Annotated in this window: 22 protein-coding genes; 3 read left to right on the top strand and 19 right to left on the bottom strand. The window is 66.8% G+C overall.

What is annotated here, in order from left to right; translation table 11 throughout:
- Nucleotides 1–45 precede the first annotated feature (45 nt).
- The 11 genes from recX to rlmE form a co-directional block, all read right to left on the bottom strand.
- Nucleotides 46–537 (bottom strand): recombination regulator RecX, encoded by a 492-nt coding sequence (gene recX, locus AC06FE_RS01775; RefSeq protein ID WP_132862740.1) that lies wholly within the window; start codon nucleotides 535–537, stop codon nucleotides 46–48.
- Nucleotides 538–650: 113 nt separating this feature from the next.
- A complete protein-coding gene (gene recA, locus AC06FE_RS01780; RefSeq protein ID WP_132862739.1) occupies nucleotides 651–1688 on the bottom strand; it encodes a recombinase RecA in 1038 nt (345 codons plus the stop codon).
- Between the two features lie 187 nt (nucleotides 1689–1875).
- Nucleotides 1876–2520, bottom strand: coding sequence for a transcriptional repressor LexA (lexA, locus tag AC06FE_RS01785; RefSeq protein ID WP_478072078.1), 645 nt, complete (start codon nucleotides 2518–2520; stop codon nucleotides 1876–1878).
- A 111-nt stretch (nucleotides 2521–2631) separates the two neighbouring features.
- A complete protein-coding gene (locus tag AC06FE_RS01790; RefSeq protein WP_478072079.1) occupies nucleotides 2632–3123 on the bottom strand; it encodes a CinA family protein in 492 nt (163 codons plus the stop codon).
- Nucleotides 3124–3228: 105 nt separating this feature from the next.
- Nucleotides 3229–4539 (bottom strand): ribosome rescue GTPase HflX, encoded by a 1311-nt coding sequence (hflX, locus tag AC06FE_RS01795; RefSeq protein ID WP_192288084.1) that lies wholly within the window; start codon nucleotides 4537–4539, stop codon nucleotides 3229–3231.
- Between the two features lie 14 nt (nucleotides 4540–4553).
- Entirely contained in the window at nucleotides 4554–4832 is a 279-nt protein-coding gene (gene hfq / locus AC06FE_RS01800; protein ID WP_132862736.1) for an RNA chaperone Hfq, read from the bottom strand.
- 91 nt (nucleotides 4833–4923) lie between these two features.
- Entirely contained in the window at nucleotides 4924–5877 is a 954-nt protein-coding gene (miaA, locus tag AC06FE_RS01805; protein WP_446540345.1) for a tRNA (adenosine(37)-N6)-dimethylallyltransferase MiaA, read from the bottom strand.
- The gene (gene folP, locus AC06FE_RS01810; protein WP_478072080.1) at nucleotides 5877–6773 is read right to left on the bottom strand and encodes a dihydropteroate synthase; all 897 of its coding nucleotides are present in this window, start codon (nucleotides 6771–6773) and stop codon (nucleotides 5877–5879) included. The genes miaA and folP overlap by 1 nt, the downstream gene beginning before the upstream one ends.
- A complete protein-coding gene (locus AC06FE_RS01815) occupies nucleotides 6773–6958 on the bottom strand; it encodes a hypothetical protein (RefSeq protein ID WP_478072081.1) in 186 nt (61 codons plus the stop codon). The genes folP and AC06FE_RS01815 overlap by 1 nt, the downstream gene beginning before the upstream one ends.
- Before the next feature lie 110 nt (nucleotides 6959–7068).
- The gene (gene ftsH, locus AC06FE_RS01820; RefSeq protein WP_478072082.1) at nucleotides 7069–8997 is read right to left on the bottom strand and encodes an ATP-dependent zinc metalloprotease FtsH; all 1929 of its coding nucleotides are present in this window, start codon (nucleotides 8995–8997) and stop codon (nucleotides 7069–7071) included.
- A gap of 53 nt (nucleotides 8998–9050) precedes the next feature.
- Nucleotides 9051–9683, bottom strand: coding sequence for a 23S rRNA (uridine(2552)-2'-O)-methyltransferase RlmE (gene rlmE, locus AC06FE_RS01825; RefSeq protein WP_192288081.1), 633 nt, complete (start codon nucleotides 9681–9683; stop codon nucleotides 9051–9053).
- Between the two features lie 64 nt (nucleotides 9684–9747).
- Between rlmE and yhbY the strand changes: the two genes are divergently transcribed.
- Both yhbY and AC06FE_RS01835 read left to right on the top strand, forming a co-directional pair.
- Complete coding sequence (gene yhbY, locus AC06FE_RS01830; RefSeq protein ID WP_478072083.1) at nucleotides 9748–10053, top strand: ribosome assembly RNA-binding protein YhbY; 306 nt, start codon at nucleotides 9748–9750, stop codon at nucleotides 10051–10053.
- Nucleotides 10054–10071: 18 nt separating this feature from the next.
- A complete protein-coding gene (locus AC06FE_RS01835; RefSeq protein WP_132862729.1) occupies nucleotides 10072–10452 on the top strand; it encodes an Mth938-like domain-containing protein in 381 nt (126 codons plus the stop codon).
- A gap of 130 nt (nucleotides 10453–10582) precedes the next feature.
- Here the strand turns inward: AC06FE_RS01835 and AC06FE_RS01840 are convergent, their stop codons facing one another.
- The 4 genes from AC06FE_RS01840 to surE are packed head-to-tail and all read right to left on the bottom strand — an operon-like array spanning nucleotide 10583 to nucleotide 13449.
- The gene (locus tag AC06FE_RS01840; RefSeq protein WP_478072084.1) at nucleotides 10583–11365 is read right to left on the bottom strand and encodes a peptidoglycan DD-metalloendopeptidase family protein; all 783 of its coding nucleotides are present in this window, start codon (nucleotides 11363–11365) and stop codon (nucleotides 10583–10585) included.
- Nucleotides 11362–11976: a YqaA family protein gene (locus tag AC06FE_RS01845; RefSeq protein ID WP_192288079.1), complete on the bottom strand. Its 615-nt coding sequence runs from the start codon at nucleotides 11974–11976 to the stop codon at nucleotides 11362–11364. Before AC06FE_RS01845 ends, AC06FE_RS01840 begins: the two co-directional genes overlap by 4 nt.
- A 19-nt stretch (nucleotides 11977–11995) precedes the next feature.
- On the bottom strand, nucleotides 11996–12673 hold the full coding sequence (locus AC06FE_RS01850) for a protein-L-isoaspartate(D-aspartate) O-methyltransferase (RefSeq protein WP_132862726.1): 678 nt from the start codon (nucleotides 12671–12673) through the stop codon (nucleotides 11996–11998).
- Entirely contained in the window at nucleotides 12670–13449 is a 780-nt protein-coding gene (surE, locus tag AC06FE_RS01855) for a 5'/3'-nucleotidase SurE (protein WP_132862725.1), read from the bottom strand. Before surE ends, AC06FE_RS01850 begins: the two co-directional genes overlap by 4 nt.
- Nucleotides 13450–13619: 170 nt before the next feature.
- Here surE and AC06FE_RS01860 point away from each other — a divergent pair, with 170 nt between their 5' ends.
- Entirely contained in the window at nucleotides 13620–14159 is a 540-nt protein-coding gene (locus AC06FE_RS01860) for a Smr/MutS family protein (protein WP_132862724.1), read from the top strand.
- Between the two features lie 69 nt (nucleotides 14160–14228).
- Here AC06FE_RS01860 and truD read toward each other — a convergent pair whose 3' ends face one another.
- The 4 genes from truD to ftsB are packed head-to-tail and all read right to left on the bottom strand — an operon-like array spanning nucleotide 14229 to nucleotide 16869.
- Nucleotides 14229–15263 carry a tRNA pseudouridine(13) synthase TruD gene (gene truD / locus AC06FE_RS01865; RefSeq protein ID WP_478072085.1) on the bottom strand — a complete coding sequence of 345 codons (1035 nt, stop codon included), beginning with the start codon at nucleotides 15261–15263 and terminating at the stop codon, nucleotides 14229–14231.
- The gene (gene ispF, locus AC06FE_RS01870) at nucleotides 15260–15760 is read right to left on the bottom strand and encodes a 2-C-methyl-D-erythritol 2,4-cyclodiphosphate synthase (protein ID WP_192288077.1); all 501 of its coding nucleotides are present in this window, start codon (nucleotides 15758–15760) and stop codon (nucleotides 15260–15262) included. Before ispF ends, truD begins: the two co-directional genes overlap by 4 nt.
- 51 nt (nucleotides 15761–15811) lie before the next feature.
- Nucleotides 15812–16507, bottom strand: coding sequence for a 2-C-methyl-D-erythritol 4-phosphate cytidylyltransferase (ispD, locus tag AC06FE_RS01875; RefSeq protein ID WP_425603740.1), 696 nt, complete (start codon nucleotides 16505–16507; stop codon nucleotides 15812–15814).
- Entirely contained in the window at nucleotides 16507–16869 is a 363-nt protein-coding gene (gene ftsB, locus AC06FE_RS01880) for a cell division protein FtsB (protein WP_313251336.1), read from the bottom strand. The genes ispD and ftsB overlap by 1 nt, the downstream gene beginning before the upstream one ends.
- Nucleotide 16870: the final 1 nt, after the last annotated feature.

Genomic DNA, 16870 nt, shown 5'->3' on the forward strand with positions numbered 1-16870 from the left:
ATTCGGGACAACCGAAACCCTGAAAGGGTATCAGGCCCAGCCCTCTCAGTCCTCTGGATCGTATCGGGTGGCACTGCGGATACAGCTGCCGTCAAACCCGCGCCGGGCCAACAGGTCGGCGGCCTTGCGCCGTTGTGGCAGTTCCTGCGGGCCGTCCTCGCCAAAACGGCGGCATACCAGCTCACGGGCGTTCTCCGCCCAATCGCCCTCGAACGTGGCCATCGCGGCCTCGATCTGCTCCCCGCTCAACCCATGGGTGCCCAGTTCGGCCCGGATATGCAACGGCCCATAGCCGGTATTGGCCCGGTTGCGGACCAGCGCTTCGGCGAAGCGGGTATCGTCCTGCCAGCCCTCCTCGGCCAGCCGGTTCACAGCGGCGTCCACCGCTTCGGCCTCGATGCCCCGGGCCTTCAGCTTGCGGCCAAGCTCCTTGCGCGAATGCTCGCGGCGCACCAGCAGGCCCAGCGCCCGCTGCAAGGGGGTCTGCTCACGACGGCGCTTGCCCTTGCCGGCCGCTGGCTCCTCAAATTCGCTCATTGCGTCCATCACCCTCCAGGATGGCGCCATCCCTGGCACAACGGCTCCTGGATAAAATGCCGCGGGAGCGGGACGACGTCACTGACGATGCGCCGCCCGCCCCCACGGGAAACTCATTCCTCGTCCTGCTCGTCGTCGCCTTCTTCACGCGCAGCTTCGGACGGCTGGAACTTCTCGCGCAGCTCGGCTTCCAGGCGCGCGGCGACCTGCGGGTTGTCGCGCAGGTAACCACGGGCGTTGTCCTTGCCCTGGCCGATGCGCTCATCGCCGTAGCTGTACCAGGCACCCGCCTTCTCGACGAGCTTGGCGTCCACGCCCATGTCGATCAGCTCGCCTTCGCGCGAAATGCCCTCGCCATAGAGGATCTCGGTGATGACCTGCTTGAACGGCGGGGCCAGCTTGTTCTTGACCACCTTGATCTTGGTCTGGTTGCCGATGATCTCGTCACCCTTCTTGATCGCGCCGATGCGACGGATATCCAGGCGCACCGAGGCGTAGAACTTCAGCGCATTGCCGCCGGTGGTGGTTTCCGGACTCTGGCCCGGCATCATCACGCCGATCTTCATGCGCAGCTGGTTGATGAAGATCACCAGCGTGTTGGAGCGCTTGATGTTGCCGGTCAGCTTGCGCAGGGCCTGGCTCATCAGGCGGGCCTGCAGGCCCGGCAGCTGGTCGCCCATCTCGCCTTCGATTTCCGCCTTCGGGGTCAGTGCAGCCACCGAGTCGATCACCAGGATGTCCACCGAGCCCGAACGCACCAGCATGTCGGCGATTTCAAGTGCCTGTTCACCGGTATCGGGCTGGGACAGCAGCAGGTCATCCACGTTCACGCCCAGCTTGGCGGCGTAGATGGGGTCCAGCGCGTGCTCGGCGTCGATGAAGGCGGCGGTGCCCCCCAGCTTCTGGCACTCGGCGATGGCCTGCAGGGTCAGGGTGGTCTTGCCGGAGGACTCCGGGCCGTAGATCTCAACGACGCGGCCCTTCGGCAGGCCACCGATGCCCAGCGCGATATCCAGCATCAGCGAGCCGGTCGGGATGGCCTCGACAGGCTCGACCACACGGTCACCCATGCGCATCACCGAACCCTTGCCGAACTGCTTTTCGATCTGGCCCAGTGCAGCGGCGAGCGCGCGCTTCTTGTTCTCGTCCATCGGGTTCGTCCTCGTCGTTGATTTCGTAGATTTCGTCATGGGGTCCACTGTAGGGGTGTCGTATCGCAAAGGCTGAGACTGGCGGCGAGACGACAAAATTATTGGGTCGGCAAGGATACCGGCAGCAGCACAACCAGCCCTCTAACGTAAGAAAAACAGGTGGTTATGGCTGCGCAATCCGTCCCCATCAGCGGTTTGGCCGGAGCAGGCCGCAATACAGGCCTTCGATCGAGAAGTCCTGGTCGGGCAGCACTTCGATCGGCGCGTAGTCGGGATTGCGGGGCAGCAGGCGGATGCGGTCCTTGGCGATCTTGAGCAGCTTGACCGTGATCTCCTCATCGATCCGCGCCACCACGATCTGGCCCGAGCGCGCGTCACGGGTGCGGTGCACGCCGATCAGGTCGCCATCGAAGATGCCCTCGTCGATCATCGAATCGCCCTGCACCTTGAGCAGGTAGTCCGGCGCCGGCGAGAAGAACACCTTGTCCAGCACCACGAAGTCATCCGAACCGATATCCGCGCCGATCGGCAGGCCCGCGGCCACGCGCCCCAGCACCGGCAAGCGCAGGATCTGGTCGTTGGCGGCAGGCAGGGCCGGCATGGCGGCGTCTGTCCCGGCCGAGGGGCGTACCACGCGGATACCACGCGCCCGACCCGGCACGCGCTCGATGGCGCCGGCCGCTTCCAGGGCATCCAGGTGATATTGGGCCGAGCGCACGCCCTTGAAGCCAAAGGCACGTGCGATCTCGGTCTGCGATGGAGGCACGCCCTCGGCTTCGATGCGCTCGGCGATCAGGTCGAGGATGGCCTGCTGGGTATCGGTCAGGTTCATGGTTAGTAGTATTGCTACTAATAAAACCCGCCGTCAACAGGGCAGGAGTTCAGTTGGCTGAACCGCCACGACGTTCCGGCCGGCCAGGACTTCATCCCGGCCTGAATGCCCTCACAGGGTTTCCAGGCCGCGCAGCGCGGCGCCCACGGTCTGCCGTCGCACGGCTTCGCGGTCACCCTCGAAATGGAACAACTCAGCGCGGGTGTAGCCCCCGCGACGCTTCCAGCCGATCCACACGGTGCCAACCGGCTTGTCCTCGCTGCCGCCACCCGGCCCCGCGATGCCGGTCACCGCCACGGCTACGCTTGCACCCGAGCGCACCAGTGCGCCGGAAACCATCTCGATCACGGTTTCGCGACTGACCGCGCCATGGCTTTCCAGCGTCTGCGGGCTGACGCCCAACAGTGCCTGCTTGGCCTCGTAGCTGTAGACGACCATGCCGCTGTCGAACCAGTCCGACGAGCCCGCAACGCCGGTCATGGCCTTGGCGATCCAGCCGCCGGTGCAGCTCTCGGCGGTGACCACGTGATCACGCGCCGCGCGCAGGCGCTCACCCAGCTGGGTGGCCAACTGTTCCAGGTCGAAGTCGGAGGGAATGCTCATGGGAACGTCCGTGGGGGATGACAGCGTTGTAACGCAAATCACCGCCGGATGCGCCCCTTTGCCGAGCCCTGGATGGAAGAAGGGCCGCTTGGCGGCCCTTCGATGTCACCACTCCGGTTCCGGCTCCGGCAGCAATGCGCGGATCACCGCACCGTCGGCGCCGGCCGCCAGTTTCTCCGCCTCCGCAATGGGCAGGTCTACTTCGATCAACCAGCCCTCCTCGTCGGCCTGCTCGCTGCGGATCACCTCCAGCTGATGCAGGCGCGAACGCAGGCGGCCCGCACTGGGCGGCAGCCGGATCGTGCCGGTCACGTGCTGCAGGCCGAGTCGACGGCCCAGCACGGATTGCAGCAGTTCCAGCCCGCGTCCGTCGCGCGCCGAAATCCAGACGCGCTCGCGGCGAGACTCATCCGGCACGCCGTCCTGCGCGTCATGACGCACCTCGGCACCTTCGATCCGGTCGATCTTGTTGAACACCAGCAGCTGCGGCAGCTCGCCGGCACCCACCGCCTGCAGCACCTCGTCGACCTGCGCGATGCGCTCCTCGCGCAGCGGATCGGCCGCATCGACCAGGTGCAGCAGGAAGTCCGCCTCGCGCGCCTCGGACAGGGTCGAACGGAAGGCCGCGACCAGTTCGTGTGGCAGATCGCGGACGAAACCCACGGTGTCGGCCAACATCGCCTTGCCGCCGGGCAGCGCGATGCGCCGCACGGTCGGGTCGAGCGTGGCGAACAACTGGTCCGCCGCATACGCACCCGCACCGGTCAGTGCATTGAACAGCGTGGACTTGCCGGCGTTGGTGTAGCCCACCAGCGCCACGCGCGGCATTTCACTGCGCACGCGCGCGCGACGCATCTGGGTACGCTGCACTTCGACCTTTTCCAGGCGCTTCTGCAGTTGCTCCACACGCTTCTGCAGCAGGCGCCGGTCGGTTTCCAGCTGGGTTTCGCCCGGGCCACGCAGACCGATGGAACCGCCACGCTGGCGCTCCAGGTGGGTCCAACCGCGGACCAGCCGGGTGGCCAGGTGGCGCAACTGCGCCAGCTCGACCTGCAGCTTGCCTTCATGGCTGTGCGCACGCTGGGCGAAGATGTCCAGGATCAGGCCAGTACGATCAATCACGCGCCGTTCCAGGAAGCGCTCCAGATTGCGCTCCTGCACGGGGGTGAGCTGATGGTTCACCAGCACCAGGTCGGCGCCGGTGGCGTCGGCCGCAGCCTTCACCTCGTCCAGTTTGCCGCTGCCGATCAGCGTGGAGGGGTTGGGCCGATCCATGCGCGCGGTGATGGTCGCCGCGATGCTGGCACCGGCGGAGCGGGCCAGATCGGTGAACTCCTCCAGCACATCCTCTTCCAGCCGCCCTGCATGCGGCTGGATCAGCAACGCATGTTCGCCCCGTTTCGAGCGGTCAAACATGCGCCGCCACCTGCTTATTCGTTGTCGTCATCGCCTGCCTGGGAACTGCTGTCGGCGGACTGCACGTAACCACCGCCCGGGCCAACCTTGACGTTGCGCGCCGGCACCACGGTGGAGATGGCGTGCTTGTAGACCATCTGGCTGACGGTATTGCGCAGCAGCACCACGAACTGATCGAACGATTCGATCGTGCCCTGCAACTTGATGCCATTGACCAGGTACACCGAAACCGGCACGCGCTCGCGGCGCAATGCGTTCAGAAACGGATCCTGCAAAGACTGCCCCTTGGACATCGTCTACTCCTCGTTATTGTTCTTATGGGCCGGATGGCCGGCACTCCCCTGCCGATCCGGAACCCCGATGGTAACACCGGCCGGGGGCCTCTCAGTTTCCCAAAAACAGCGAAACCGCGTTCCGCAGGCGGTCCATTTCGTGCTGCGGGTCAAACCAGCGGGCATCCAGTTCGCCACGCAACCAGGTCAACTGACGCTTGGCCAGTTGGCGGGTGGCGAAGACCCCCTTGTCACGGAACTCGGCCACGCTGCCCTGCCCGTCCAGGAACTGCCAGGCCTGGCGATAGCCGACCGCGCGGATGGCCGGCAGGTCCAGCGGCGAGGGCACCTGCGCCATCTGTGGCAGGGCCCGCAGCCCACGCACCTCATCAAGGAAACCGTGCTGGAGCATCAGGTCGAAGCGCTGCTCGATGCGTTGGTGCAGCACCGAGCGGTCCGCCGGTGACAGCACCAGCTTGAGCACCCGCGCCGGCAGACGGGCGATGCCGGGCTGGGCCTGCCAGTAACTGATCGGCTTGCCGGTCAGGCGATAGACCTCCAGGGCCCGCTGGATGCGCTGCGGGTCGGTGGCATGGATGCGTCGCGCGGCCACCGGGTCGATCCCCGCCAGTTGCGCGTGCAAGGCTGCCCACCCCGTTTCCCCTGCCTCGGCGGCGATCTGCGCGCGCATGGCCGGATCCGCCTCGGGCATCGGCGACAACCCCTGCAGCAACGCCCGGAAGTACAACCCCGTTCCACCGGCGAGGATCGGCAACTTGCCGCGCGCGACGATGTCACGCACCGCGGCCGCGGCATCGGCGGCGAACTCCGCCGCCGAGTACGTCTGCCACGGGTCGCGCAGGTCCAGCAGGTGATGGGGAATGCCCGCCTGCTCTGCAGCATCCGGCTTGGCTGCGCCGATCTCCAGGCCACGATAGACCAGCGCCGAGTCGACGCTGACGATCTCGCCGCCATGCGCCTTGGCCAGGGCGATCGCCGCCGCGGTCTTGCCGGAGGCGGTCGGGCCCATCAGGGCGATGGCCAAGGGCCGCTGGTCGACGGCCATCAATCCTCGTCCGGCCAACGCGGCATCGCCGGCGTGCCGGCTCGCGGCGCCGGTACCGCATCGACTGCAGCCAATACTTTCAATGCATCCACGGTCGCGGCGACATCATGCACGCGCACGATCTTCGCGCCGCGCTGGACCGCCAGCAGGTGCGCCGCCAGCGAACCGGCAACCCGCTCGGCCGCCAGCGCACGCCCGGTCACATCGCCGATGCAGCGCTTGCGCGAGAAGCCGGCCAGCACCGGCAGGCCGAGCGTCAGCAGGCGCTCCTGGGCCGCCAGCAGCGCGAAATTCTGCGCGCTGTCCTTGTTGAAGCCATAGCCCGGATCGACCACCAGCCGGCTACGGGCAATCCCCGCCATCTCCGCGGCGAACACGCGTTCGGCAAGGAAGCGCTGGACGTCACCGGCAATGTCGTCATAGGCCTGCGCCTGCCCTGCCGCGTACGGCCCACCCACCGCATGCATCAGCACCACCGCTGCGCCGGCGCCGGCCACTGCATCCATCGCCCCGGGCTGCTGCAGCGCCTGCACGTCATTGACCATCCCGGCGCCGACCGCCAGCGCCGCCTGCATCACCTCCGGCTTGAAGGTATCCACGCTCAGCGGCACCCCGGTACGTTCGTGCAGCGCGGCGATCACCGGCGCAACGCGATCGATTTCCTCCTGCACCGATACCGGCGTGGCACCCGGGCGGGTCGACTCCCCCCCGATATCGAGCAGGTCCGCACCCTGCTCCACCAGCGCCAACGCGTGTGCGACCGCGGCGTCCACGCTGAAATGCTGGCCGCCATCGGAGAACGAATCCGGGGTGACGTTGACGATGCCCATCACCTGCGGGCGGTCCAACCGCAGCTTGCGGCCGGCGCAATCAAGCATGGGGGCGATATCGAACATCAGCGCTTGTTCCTCGAACGGATCCTGTTGCCGATCAGGCTCAACCCCACACCCAGCACCACGCCAACGAAGATGCCGGTCAGGTAGTTGCCGGTCTTCACCCCGAAGGCAACGCCGGCCACGGTCGCGATGACCATTTCCGGCATGTTGAGCGGTGGTGGTTGCTGCGGCTTGGGGGTGTTCATGTCGGTACCGGGATAACAGGAGTCGCGCCTATTCTCGCCCAGCGCGGGGTGACCGCAAACGGAAACGGGCCGGAAGACCGGCCCGTTTCGTCACGCTCATCACTGGACGGTCAGTGCTGGCCGGCCGGATCGGTGATCGGCGTCACCGGGCGCTGGTCGTCGCCGCCCTTGCCGTCACCGGTGCGGTCGTTGTTGCCAGCCTTGGCCACCCAACCGGCCGGCGGCGACGGCTCACGGCCTTCCATCAGCGCCTTCACCTGCTCGGCGTCGATGGTTTCCCATTCCAGCAGCGCCGCGGTCATGGCCTCGACCACGTCGCGCTTTTCTTCCAGAATCTTGTAGGCAACGGCGTACTGCTCGTCGAGGATGCGACGGATCTCCGCGTCCACCTTCTGCTGGGTAGCCTCGGAAATGGTCTTGTTGTGCATGCCATAGCCGCCTTCGTCATCGGCGTAGACCATGGTGCCCAGCACATCGGACATGCCGTACTTGGTGACCATGCCGCGGGCCAGCTTGGTCGCACGCTCGAAGTCGTTGGACGCGCCGGTGGACATCTGGCCGACGAAGATCTCCTCGGCGATGCGGCCACCAAACAGGATCGCCAGCTCTTCCAGCATGCGGTCCTTGTACTTGCTGATGTGGTCGTGCTCCGGCAACTGCCAGGTCACGCCCAATGCCCAGCCGCGCGGCATGATCGTCACCTTGTGGACCGGGTCGGCCTTGGGCAGCGACATCGCCACCACGGCGTGGCCGGACTCGTGATAAGCGGTGTTGCGACGCTCATCCTCGCGCATGACCATGCTGCGACGCTCCGGACCCATGTAGATCTTGTCCTTGGCGTCCTCGAAGTCCTTCATGTCGACTTCCTGCTTGTTGCGACGAGCCGCAAACAGGGCGCCTTCATTGATCAGATTGGCCAGGTCCGCACCGGAGAAGCCCGGGGTACCCCGTGCCAGCACTTCCGGACGCACGTCATCGGCGGCGGGCACCTTGCGCAGGTGCACGCGCAGGATCTGCTCGCGGCCCTTGATGTCGGGCAGGCCAACCATGACCTGGCGGTCGAAGCGGCCCGGGCGCAGCAGCGCCTTGTCCAGCACGTCCGGACGGTTGGTGGCGGCGATCACGATCACGCCCTCACCACCCTCGAAGCCATCCATCTCGACCAGCATCTGGTTCAGAGTCTGCTCGCGCTCATCGTGGCCACCGCCCATGCCGGAGCCGCGATGGCGGCCGACGGCATCGATTTCGTCGATGAAGATGATGCACGGCGCATGCTTCTTGGCCTGCTCGAACATGTCACGCACGCGGCTGGCACCGACGCCGACGAACATCTCGACGAAGTCCGAACCGGAGATCGCGAAGAACGGCACCTTGGCCTCGCCGGCGATGGCCTTGGCCAGCAGCGTCTTGCCGGTACCCGGCGGGCCCACCATCAGCACGCCGCGCGGGATCTTGCCGCCCAGCTTGGTGAACTTGGTCGGGTCACGCAGGAACTCGACCAGCTCGCCCACTTCCTCCTTGGCCTCGTCGCAACCGGCGACGTCGGCGAAGGTGACCTTGATCTGGTCCTCGCCCTGCAGCTTGGCGCGCGACTTGCCGAAGGACATCGCGCCCTTGGCACCACCGCCACCGCCCTGCATCTGGCGCATCATGAAGATCCAGAAGCCGATCAACAGCAGCACCGGCAGGAACTGCAGTACCAGGCCCCAGAAGCCCGGGCCGGTAGCCGGCTCCTGGCGTGCCACTTCGACGTTCTTGGAATACAGCTGGTCCAGCAGCTTCGGGTCGGCCGGCGCGAACAGCTGGCCCTCCGAGCCGTCGGAGCGCTTGAAACGCAGGTGGTTGGTGGTGAGCGTGGTCTTGTCGGTGTACTCGACCGACTTGATCCGGCCCGAGTCCACTTCCTGCAGGAACTGCGTGTAATTGCGCGCATCGCCTGCAGCAACGGCTCCGCCGCGCGGGGCAAAGCTCTGGAACACCACCATCAGCACGACGGCGACAACCACCCAAAGCAGGAGGTTCTTGGTCAGGTCGTTCATCCTCATCGGCTCCGATGTCCCTCTAATTTCTTAACGCGGTCGTATGGTTGAGCTTACTTGATCTGCTTGCGCTTGCCCTGGCCCAGGGCATACACCTCGGGCGAACGCTTGCGCGAGGCCTCCGGCTTGCGGATGGACACCTTGTCATAACGCCGGCGCATCTCGCGCACGTAGTCATCAAAGCCAACGCCCTGGAATAGCTTGATCAGGAACGCCCCACCCGGCTTGAGGTGGTTGTCGGCGAAATCCATCGCCAACTCGGCCAGGTGCATCATCCGCGGCTGGTCGACCGCATCCATGCCACTCTTATTGGGGGCCATATCCGACAGCACAAGGTCTACCGGCTGATTCCCCAGCATGGCTTCAAACTGGGATAGGACGGTTTCTTCCCTGAAGTCACCGTGAAGGAACTCAACCCCGGCCAGCGGCGGCATCTCCAGGATGTCCAGGGCCAAGACCCGGCCGGTGTCGCCCATCTGTCTCCGCACCTGCTGAGACCAGCCTCCCGGGGCGGCACCGAGGTCGACCACCACCATGTTCGGCTTGAGCAGGCGATCACGCTCCAGCAGCTCTTCCAGCTTGTAGGCCGCACGCGAGCGCATCCCCTCCTTTTGTGCCTTTTTCACAAAGGGATCGGAAAAGTGTTCTTTCAGCCAGCGCTGGCTGCTCTTGCTATGGGAAGGCATCGAGAATGGGGCTTACAGGGGTGGTCATGATACCCTGAACCCCCTTGATAACCCGTATTCCTGCATGTCCATTGTCCTGACCCCGGCCCAAAACCGATTCCTGCGCGGCGTGGCGCACGATCTGAAAGCACTACTGCAGATCGGCGGCAAGGGGGTTACTCCCGCCTTCCTGGCGGAGCTGGACGAAGTGCTGGAACGCCACGAGCTGATCAAGGTCAAGGTGGGCGCCGAGGACCGCGAAGCCCGTGAAACCATCGTCGCCGAACTGGTCCAGGCCAGCGGCAGCGCGCTGGTGCAGCGCATCGGCTTCGTCGCCGTGCTGTACCGCCCGGCCAAGGAAAAGCGCCAGATCGTGCTGCCCCGCGGCTGACCGCCGAGGATTCCCCACATGTTGCTCAGCCGTGAACTGCCGGACTACACCTACTCCCTGCGATCGGCCGATGGCCACCAGGCCCGGGTAAACGACCAGACCCTGCAGCACAGCTTCGTGCTGGCCCCCAACCAGCTGATCGAGAACTGGCCGGTCACCTCCGCCAGAACACTGACGCCCGAGCACCTGGATGCCGCGCTGGCGCAGGACCCGGAGCTGGTGATCCTGGCCACCGGCGAGAAGCAGGTGTTCCCCGCCCCGGCGGTGATGGCGGCTTGCCTGACCCGCGGTATCGGCATCGAGGTGATGAACAATGCCTCCGCCGCCCGCACCTTCAATGTGCTGGCCGGCGAGAACCGCAAGGTCGTGGTCGCATTCATCCTGGAGCCCGCCGCCTGAGCGTTCGCCCATCGCCCCGCGCTCGCCCAACGCAAAAAGCCCGATGCATCGCATCGGGCTTTTTGTTTGATCGCGTCGATACCAAGCAGCCGGGAGCGTTCTGCACTTCATCCCGGCCGACGGCGATGCATCAGCGGCTGGGCAGGTACTGCAGCGGGTCGACCGGCTTGCCGTTGTAGCGGATCTCGAAGTGCAGCATGTCGCGCGAGGTGCCGGTGCGGCCCATCTCGGCGATCTGGTCGCCGGCCTTCACGCTCTGCCCTTCGTTGACCAGGCGCTTGCGGTTGTGGCCATAGGCCGACAGCCACTGGTCGTTGTGCTTGATGATGATCAGCTCGCCGTAACCGACCAGCCCGGCGCCGGAATACACCACCACGCCCGGACCGGCCGCACGCACGGCCTGCCCGCTGGAACCGGCGATATCAACGCCCTGCTTGGTGGTCTCGCCGGCCACGAAACGCCCGACCAGTGCGCCGTCAGCCGGCCAACGCCAGCTGATGCCGCTGTTGACCGGCGCGGTGACCGGCGCCGTCGGGGTCGGCGGGCGCGTCGTGGTCGTGGCCGAACCGCTGCCGGACGGCCGCGTGGCGGTGGTGCCGCTGCCCTGCGGATACAGCTTCAGGGTCTGCCCGGGGTAGATCGTGTTGGGATTGGACAGGCCGTTCCACGCAGCCAGGTCACTCGGGGTGATGTTGTTGATGCGGGCCAGGCCGAACAACGTATCGCCGCGGCGTACCGTCACCGTCTGTCCCGGCCGCGGCACCGAGGTACGCGGCGTGGTCGACGCGGCGCCCGCGGACGAGCCACCTGCCGGCTTCTTGACCACCGTGGCCGTACCGCAGGCCGCCAGCGCGATGACCATCGCCACAGCCGCCGCACCGCGGATCCCCTTGCCCAACTTCTTTGCATTCATGCGAATTTCGCTCTCCAGACCAGCCAGCCCACCAGGCCCACCACCAGCGCGGTGGCAATCCAGCCCAATGGTTCGATCCAACGACGCAGCGCCTCGACCGCGCGCGCGCCACCGAAGCGGATTACCGCCGCCAACAGGTACACGCGCTTGCCGCGCCCGACCAGCATGCTCAACACGTACTGCGGCAGCGGCACGCCCACGATACCCGAGGCCCATGTGAAGACCTTCATCGGAATGGGCATGAAACCACCCAGCACCAGGAAAGTGAACACCGCCCACGGCGATTCGATCATCTTTTCCTGCAGCGTGGCGATGCCCGACTCGATCGCCGGCAGCATGCCCATCCACTCGAAGACCGGCTTGAGCACCTCGAAGGCGTAATGGCCCAGCGCGTAACCGACCAGGGCGCCGGCCATCGAGCCGATCAGGCTCAGCGTGGCGAACCACCAGCCCTTGCGCGGCTGCGCCACGCACATCGGCATGAGCATCACCTCCGGCATCACCGGGAAGATGATCGCCTCGACGAAGCTGAGCACCGTCAGGTAGGTCGGCGCGCGCTCGTGGTTGGCCCAGCGCATCGCACGGTCGTACAACGGCCCGAAGATCTTCATTGCAGTCCTTGTTCCCGGTTCAATCCAACATGCCCGACAGCAGGGGCACGAAGCTCACCGGCGCCAGTTCTTCCTGGGCGATGGTGCCATCGGCCTGCCGGGTCAACTGCAACAACACCTGTCCGCCCGCACCGCCCACCGGCGCGACCAACCGGCCACCCACGGCCAACTGGTCGATCAGCGCGTCCACCAGCGCCGGCGCGGCGGCGGTCACCACGATGGCGTCATACGGACCATGTTCGGGCCACCCGATACGGCCGTCATCATGCTTGCTGCGCACGTTCATGCCCAGCTGGCGGAAGCGCTTGCGGGCCTGCCGCAGCAGGTCGCCAATACGCTCCACGGTGAACACCTCCAGCCCCAGCGCGGCCAGGATGGCGGCCTGGTAACCCGAACCGGTGCCGACCTCCAGCACGGTCCTGGGCTCCACCGCCAGCACCGCCTCGGTCATGCGCGCCACGACCCAGGGCTGGGAGATGGTCTGGCCATGGCCGATCGGCAGTGCGGTGTCCTCATAGGCGCGTGAGGCCAATGCTTCATCGATGAACAGATGACGGGGCACGACGCGCACCGCGTTGAGGGCCGCTTCGTTGACGATGCCGGCTTCGCGCAGGCGGTCGACCAGGCGGTCGCGCACGCGCTGGGAGGTCATGCCGATCCCGACCGCCTCCGGCTGCAGGCGCAGGCGCGGGGTCATTCCGCCTTCCCCAGCGATTCGGTGAGCCCGCCCACCCAACCGGCGACCTTCTCCAGTGCCTCGTAGCGGGTCAGGTCCACCTGGATCGGGGTGATCGAGATATGCCCGGTGCGCACGGCGTGGAAATCGGTGCCGGGCCCAGCATCCTGCTCGCTGCCAGCCGGACCGATCCAGTACACGGTGTTGCCGCGCGGGTCGGTCGCCGGCACGCAGGCCTCGGCACGGTGGCGGTTGCCCAAGCGAGTGACCTCGAAGCCACGGATATCTTCCCAGGCCAGGTCCGGCACGTTGACGTTGAGGATGGTGTCGGCCGGCAATGGATCAGCAATCAACCGCGCCACGATCTCCACCGCCGCACGTGCCGCGCTGCGGAAGTGCTTGGCCTCGTGCTTGTGGGTGACCAGCGAGACGGCCACCGACGGCAGGCCGAGGAAGCGCCCCTCCATCGCCGCGGACACGGTCCCGGAATAGATCACGTCGTCGCCGAGGTTGGCGGCATTGTTGATGCCCGACACGACGATGTCCGGCTCGTATTCGAGCATGCCGGTCAGCGCAAGGTGGACGCAGTCGGTCGGCGTGCCGGCCACCGCGCAGGTGTAATGGTCGATGCGACGCAGCCGCACCGGCTGGTCGAGGGTGAGCGAGTTGGAGGCGCCGGAACGGTCACGGTCCGGGGCCACCACGGTGACTTCATGCCCTGCATTGCGGAGCTCCTCGGCGAGCATCTTGATGCCGGGGGCGTCCACACCGTCGTCATTGCTTACAAGTACGCGCATTAAAGACCTGGATCACTGGATCAACACGCGGCGCCCCCTGCGCGCCGCAACCGCCGGACCGTCCTGCGCCTGGCGCCAGGCCGGCCGACCTGAAGGGCCATGATACCGGAATGCGCCCGGCCACTTACCCTGCCATTTGCCGGATACATGCCGCAGGTTACGCTGTGCGCATGTCGTACCCCGAAGATGAAGATGACAGCGCCCTGTTCCGCTCGGCCATCGGCGAAGTGACGCCGATGCGGCCAGTGGAGACACCGGCCACCGGCAAGCCGCGCCCGAAACCGCGCGCACGCATGGCTGAACAGGATGAATCGGAGGCGTTGGGCGAGTTCGCCCGGCTGCTGCGCTCCAGCGCGCCACTGGAAGCCGGCGACACCGCCAGCTACCGGCGTGACAACCTGCCGGCGCGGATGTTCCAGCGGCTCAAGCGTGGCCAGTACTCGGTGCAGGACGAACTGGACCTGCACGGTGCCACTGCCGCCCAGGCCGAAGGGTTGTTGCGTCAGTTCCTGGGCGAAGCGCGCGACCATGAACACGGCTGCGTGCGCATCATCCACGGCAAGGGCCTGCAGGCCGATGGCGGCGCGCCGGTGCTGAAGAACCTGGTGGACCGCCTGCTGCGCCAGCGCAACGACGTGCTGGCCTTCCATTCCGCCCCGGCGGCACAGGGCGGCACCGGGGCGGTGTTGGTGTTGTTGGCCCATCGCTGACAGGTACCGGCAATCCAAGCGACGGGGCTTTCATCGGCTTCGCGGCCGAGGCCGCTGCTACTGGCGGGGCTACTCCGCGCGGCTGGCGTCGTTGGTCTGGCCCAGTTCGTGCAGCACCGCCGTGGCGTAGCACCCCGGCGGCAGCGCGAACGACAGTTCGAGCACGTCCGTGGCCAGCCACTGGTGCTGCATCAATGCCGGACGCAAGCGCAGGGCACGACGCTCCTGCTTCAAGCCGGCTTCTTCAAGCCCGGCCCGCAATGCCAGCGCCTGGTCGTCGGACAGCGCCTGTTCTTCCAAGGCACGCGCGGCATCGGCGGAACGCAGCTCGCCGACGCCCCACAGCGGCGCGCTGGGATGGATATCGAAACGCGCCAGGCGCTCGGCCAATACATCACTCATCGGTTCCGGGCCGAACACCGAGCGACTGCCGTCCAGCATCCATACCTCACCGTCCAACGGCGTGTCCCAGTTACCCTGCTCCACGCGCGCGGCCAGCACGCGGTTGAACAAGGCCGAGCGCGCGGCCGACAGCAGCATCGAACGCTGGTCCTTGCGCACGCGACGTCCGGCAAACATCTGCAGCGCGGCCGGCACGTTGCCGCCATCGCGACCAAAGCGCTGTTCACCAAACCAGTTGGGCAGGCCACGTGCGGCGATCAGTCGCAGGCGCTCATCGATGGCCGCCGCATCACCCTGCAGGTCACGCAGCACCAGCTTGAACCGGTTGCCCGCCAACGCACCGCGCTGCAGCTTGCGGTTGTGCCAGGTCGAGGCCAACACCTGCACGTCGTCGGACGCCAATGCCGCCAGATCGGGGGCGACCCGCTTGGGCAGGTGCACGCTGAAGCGCTGCGTGGTCACCGCGTGGCGATCCTTCTGCCCGGCATAGCTGACCGCCATTTCCGGCAGGCCGGCCCACTGCGCCAGTTGCTTGGCGACGGCAACGGTATTGGCGCCGCGCTTGCGGATGTCGAGCAGCAGGTGTTCCCCCTCGCCGGTGGCTTCGAACGCCGGCAGCTCGTCCACCTGGAAATCCTCCGGCGTGCTGCGGATCGAGGCCGTCAACAGCGGCGCACCGAACGCCAGCGGCAGCGCGGTCACAGCGCCACCAACAGCACCGTCGCCTGCGCGGCGATGCCTTCCTCACGACCAGTGAAGCCCAGCTTCTCGCTGGTGGTGGCCTTGATGCTGACCCGGTCCAGCGTGATGCCCAGCAGCTGCGCCACCGTCTCGCGCATGGCCAGCGCATGCGGCCCGACCTTGGGCCGTTCGCAGATCACGGTGATGTCGGCGTTGCCGACCTGCCAGCCACGTTCGGCCAGCAGCGCATTGCAGTGGCTGACGAAGCGGCTGCTGTCCGCGCCCTTCCAACGGTCATCCGACGGCGGGAAGTGCACGCCGATATCGCCCAGCGCCAGCGCGCCCAGCATGGCATCGCACAGCGCGTGCAGGATCACATCGCCATCGCTGTGGGCGAGCACGCCGCAACGGTGCGGCACGCGCACGCCGCCCAGCATGATGTGGTCACCTTCGCCGAAGGCATGGACGTCGTAGCCCTGTCCAATGCGGATGGGCGGAAACGGAGTGGAAGCATTCATGGCAACACCGTACGTCAGAACTGTGCCGGCGCAGCGCGCCGAGCGGGGATATCAGCTGCCGCGGCGCGACAGCTCGAACTCGAAGCGGGCCAGATCGGCCGGCGTGGTGACCTTGAAGTTGCCCTCGGCCCCTTCCACCAGCAACGGACGCACACCCTGCCGCTCCATCGCCATCGCCTCATCGGTGACGTCGATGCCGGCAGTGGCGGCGTCGATCAACGCCCGGCTCAACTGGTGGCGTCGGAACAACTGCGGGGTCAGCGCGCGCCACAGGCGTTCGCGCGGCTCGGTACGGTCGATGCCGCCATCGTCGCCGGCCCGCTTGAGGGTGTCGCGCACCGGTGCGGCGAGGATGGCACCCACCGGATCGGCACGGCCGACCTCCAGCAGGCGGGTCAGATCCACCGCGTCCAGGTTGGGACGCGCGGCGTCGTGCACCAGCACGAAGTCATCGGCGCGCACGCTGTCCGGCAAGGCCTGCAGCCCTGCCAGCACAGATGCGGCGCGGGTATCGCCGCCGACGCAGGTGAGCACCGGTTTGTCGGCAAAGGAGGTCCAGCCCGGCCAATCGGCATCGTTCTCGGCAATGGCCACCATCACCCCGGCCACCCCGGGATGGGACAGCAGGGCATGCAGCGTATGCGCCAACAACGGTTCGCCGTCGGCCAGCAGGTACTGCTTGGGCACCGGGCCGCCGAAGCGGGTGCCACGGCCGGCCGCCGGAACCACCGCCCAGACCTGGGTCATCATGGTACCGGCTCCGTTCCATGCTCGACCGCGGCCGCCGCCGGCGGCGGCGCAGCCGGTGCGACCGGCGCGGCCACGGGGGCGTCCTCCACCACGCGGTAGAACTTCTCGCCGGGCTTGATCATGCCCAGCTCGCTACGCGCGCGCTCTTCGATGGCCGCCTCGCCTTCCTTCAGGTCCTTGACCTCGGCAGCAAGCGCATCGTTGCGCTGCTGCAGGCCATCGTTGTCCCGCTTCTGGTTGGCGACCTGGGCTTCGAGCATCATTACTTCACCCGAATTGCCCGGGCCGAACCAGAAGCGGTACTGCAGCAAACCCAGCAGTACCGCGAGCACCAGCAGCAGCCAGCGCCAGTTGCGCATC

The organism is Stenotrophomonas sp. Steno-C18 (assembly GCF_056393195.1).

Coding starts and splice junctions, on each gene's coding strand:
- recX (WP_132862740.1), bottom strand. CDS start 537: ATGAGCGAATTTGAGGAGCCAGCGGCCGGCAAGGGCAAGCGCCGTCGT.
- recA (WP_132862739.1), bottom strand. CDS start 1,688: ATGGACGAGAACAAGAAGCGCGCGCTCGCCGCTGCACTGGGCCAGATC.
- lexA (WP_478072078.1), bottom strand. CDS start 2,520: ATGAACCTGACCGATACCCAGCAGGCCATCCTCGACCTGATCGCCGAG.
- AC06FE_RS01790 (WP_478072079.1), bottom strand. CDS start 3,123: ATGAGCATTCCCTCCGACTTCGACCTGGAACAGTTGGCCACCCAGCTG.
- hflX (WP_192288084.1), bottom strand. CDS start 4,539: ATGTTTGACCGCTCGAAACGGGGCGAACATGCGTTGCTGATCCAGCCG.
- hfq (WP_132862736.1), bottom strand. CDS start 4,832: ATGTCCAAGGGGCAGTCTTTGCAGGATCCGTTTCTGAACGCATTGCGC.
- miaA (WP_446540345.1), bottom strand. CDS start 5,877: ATGGCCGTCGACCAGCGGCCCTTGGCCATCGCCCTGATGGGCCCGACC.
- folP (WP_478072080.1), bottom strand. CDS start 6,773: ATGTTCGATATCGCCCCCATGCTTGATTGCGCCGGCCGCAAGCTGCGG.
- AC06FE_RS01815 (WP_478072081.1), bottom strand. CDS start 6,958: ATGAACACCCCCAAGCCGCAGCAACCACCACCGCTCAACATGCCGGAA.
- ftsH (WP_478072082.1), bottom strand. CDS start 8,997: ATGAACGACCTGACCAAGAACCTCCTGCTTTGGGTGGTTGTCGCCGTC.
- rlmE (WP_192288081.1), bottom strand. CDS start 9,683: ATGCCTTCCCATAGCAAGAGCAGCCAGCGCTGGCTGAAAGAACACTTT.
- yhbY (WP_478072083.1), top strand. CDS start 9,748: ATGTCCATTGTCCTGACCCCGGCCCAAAACCGATTCCTGCGCGGCGTG.
- AC06FE_RS01835 (WP_132862729.1), top strand. CDS start 10,072: ATGTTGCTCAGCCGTGAACTGCCGGACTACACCTACTCCCTGCGATCG.
- AC06FE_RS01840 (WP_478072084.1), bottom strand. CDS start 11,365: ATGAATGCAAAGAAGTTGGGCAAGGGGATCCGCGGTGCGGCGGCTGTG.
- AC06FE_RS01845 (WP_192288079.1), bottom strand. CDS start 11,976: ATGAAGATCTTCGGGCCGTTGTACGACCGTGCGATGCGCTGGGCCAAC.
- AC06FE_RS01850 (WP_132862726.1), bottom strand. CDS start 12,673: ATGACCCCGCGCCTGCGCCTGCAGCCGGAGGCGGTCGGGATCGGCATG.
- surE (WP_132862725.1), bottom strand. CDS start 13,449: ATGCGCGTACTTGTAAGCAATGACGACGGTGTGGACGCCCCCGGCATC.
- AC06FE_RS01860 (WP_132862724.1), top strand. CDS start 13,620: ATGTCGTACCCCGAAGATGAAGATGACAGCGCCCTGTTCCGCTCGGCC.
- ispF (WP_192288077.1), bottom strand. CDS start 15,760: ATGAATGCTTCCACTCCGTTTCCGCCCATCCGCATTGGACAGGGCTAC.
- ispD (WP_425603740.1), bottom strand. CDS start 16,507: ATGACCCAGGTCTGGGCGGTGGTTCCGGCGGCCGGCCGTGGCACCCGC.
- ftsB (WP_313251336.1), bottom strand. CDS start 16,869: ATGCGCAACTGGCGCTGGCTGCTGCTGGTGCTCGCGGTACTGCTGGGT.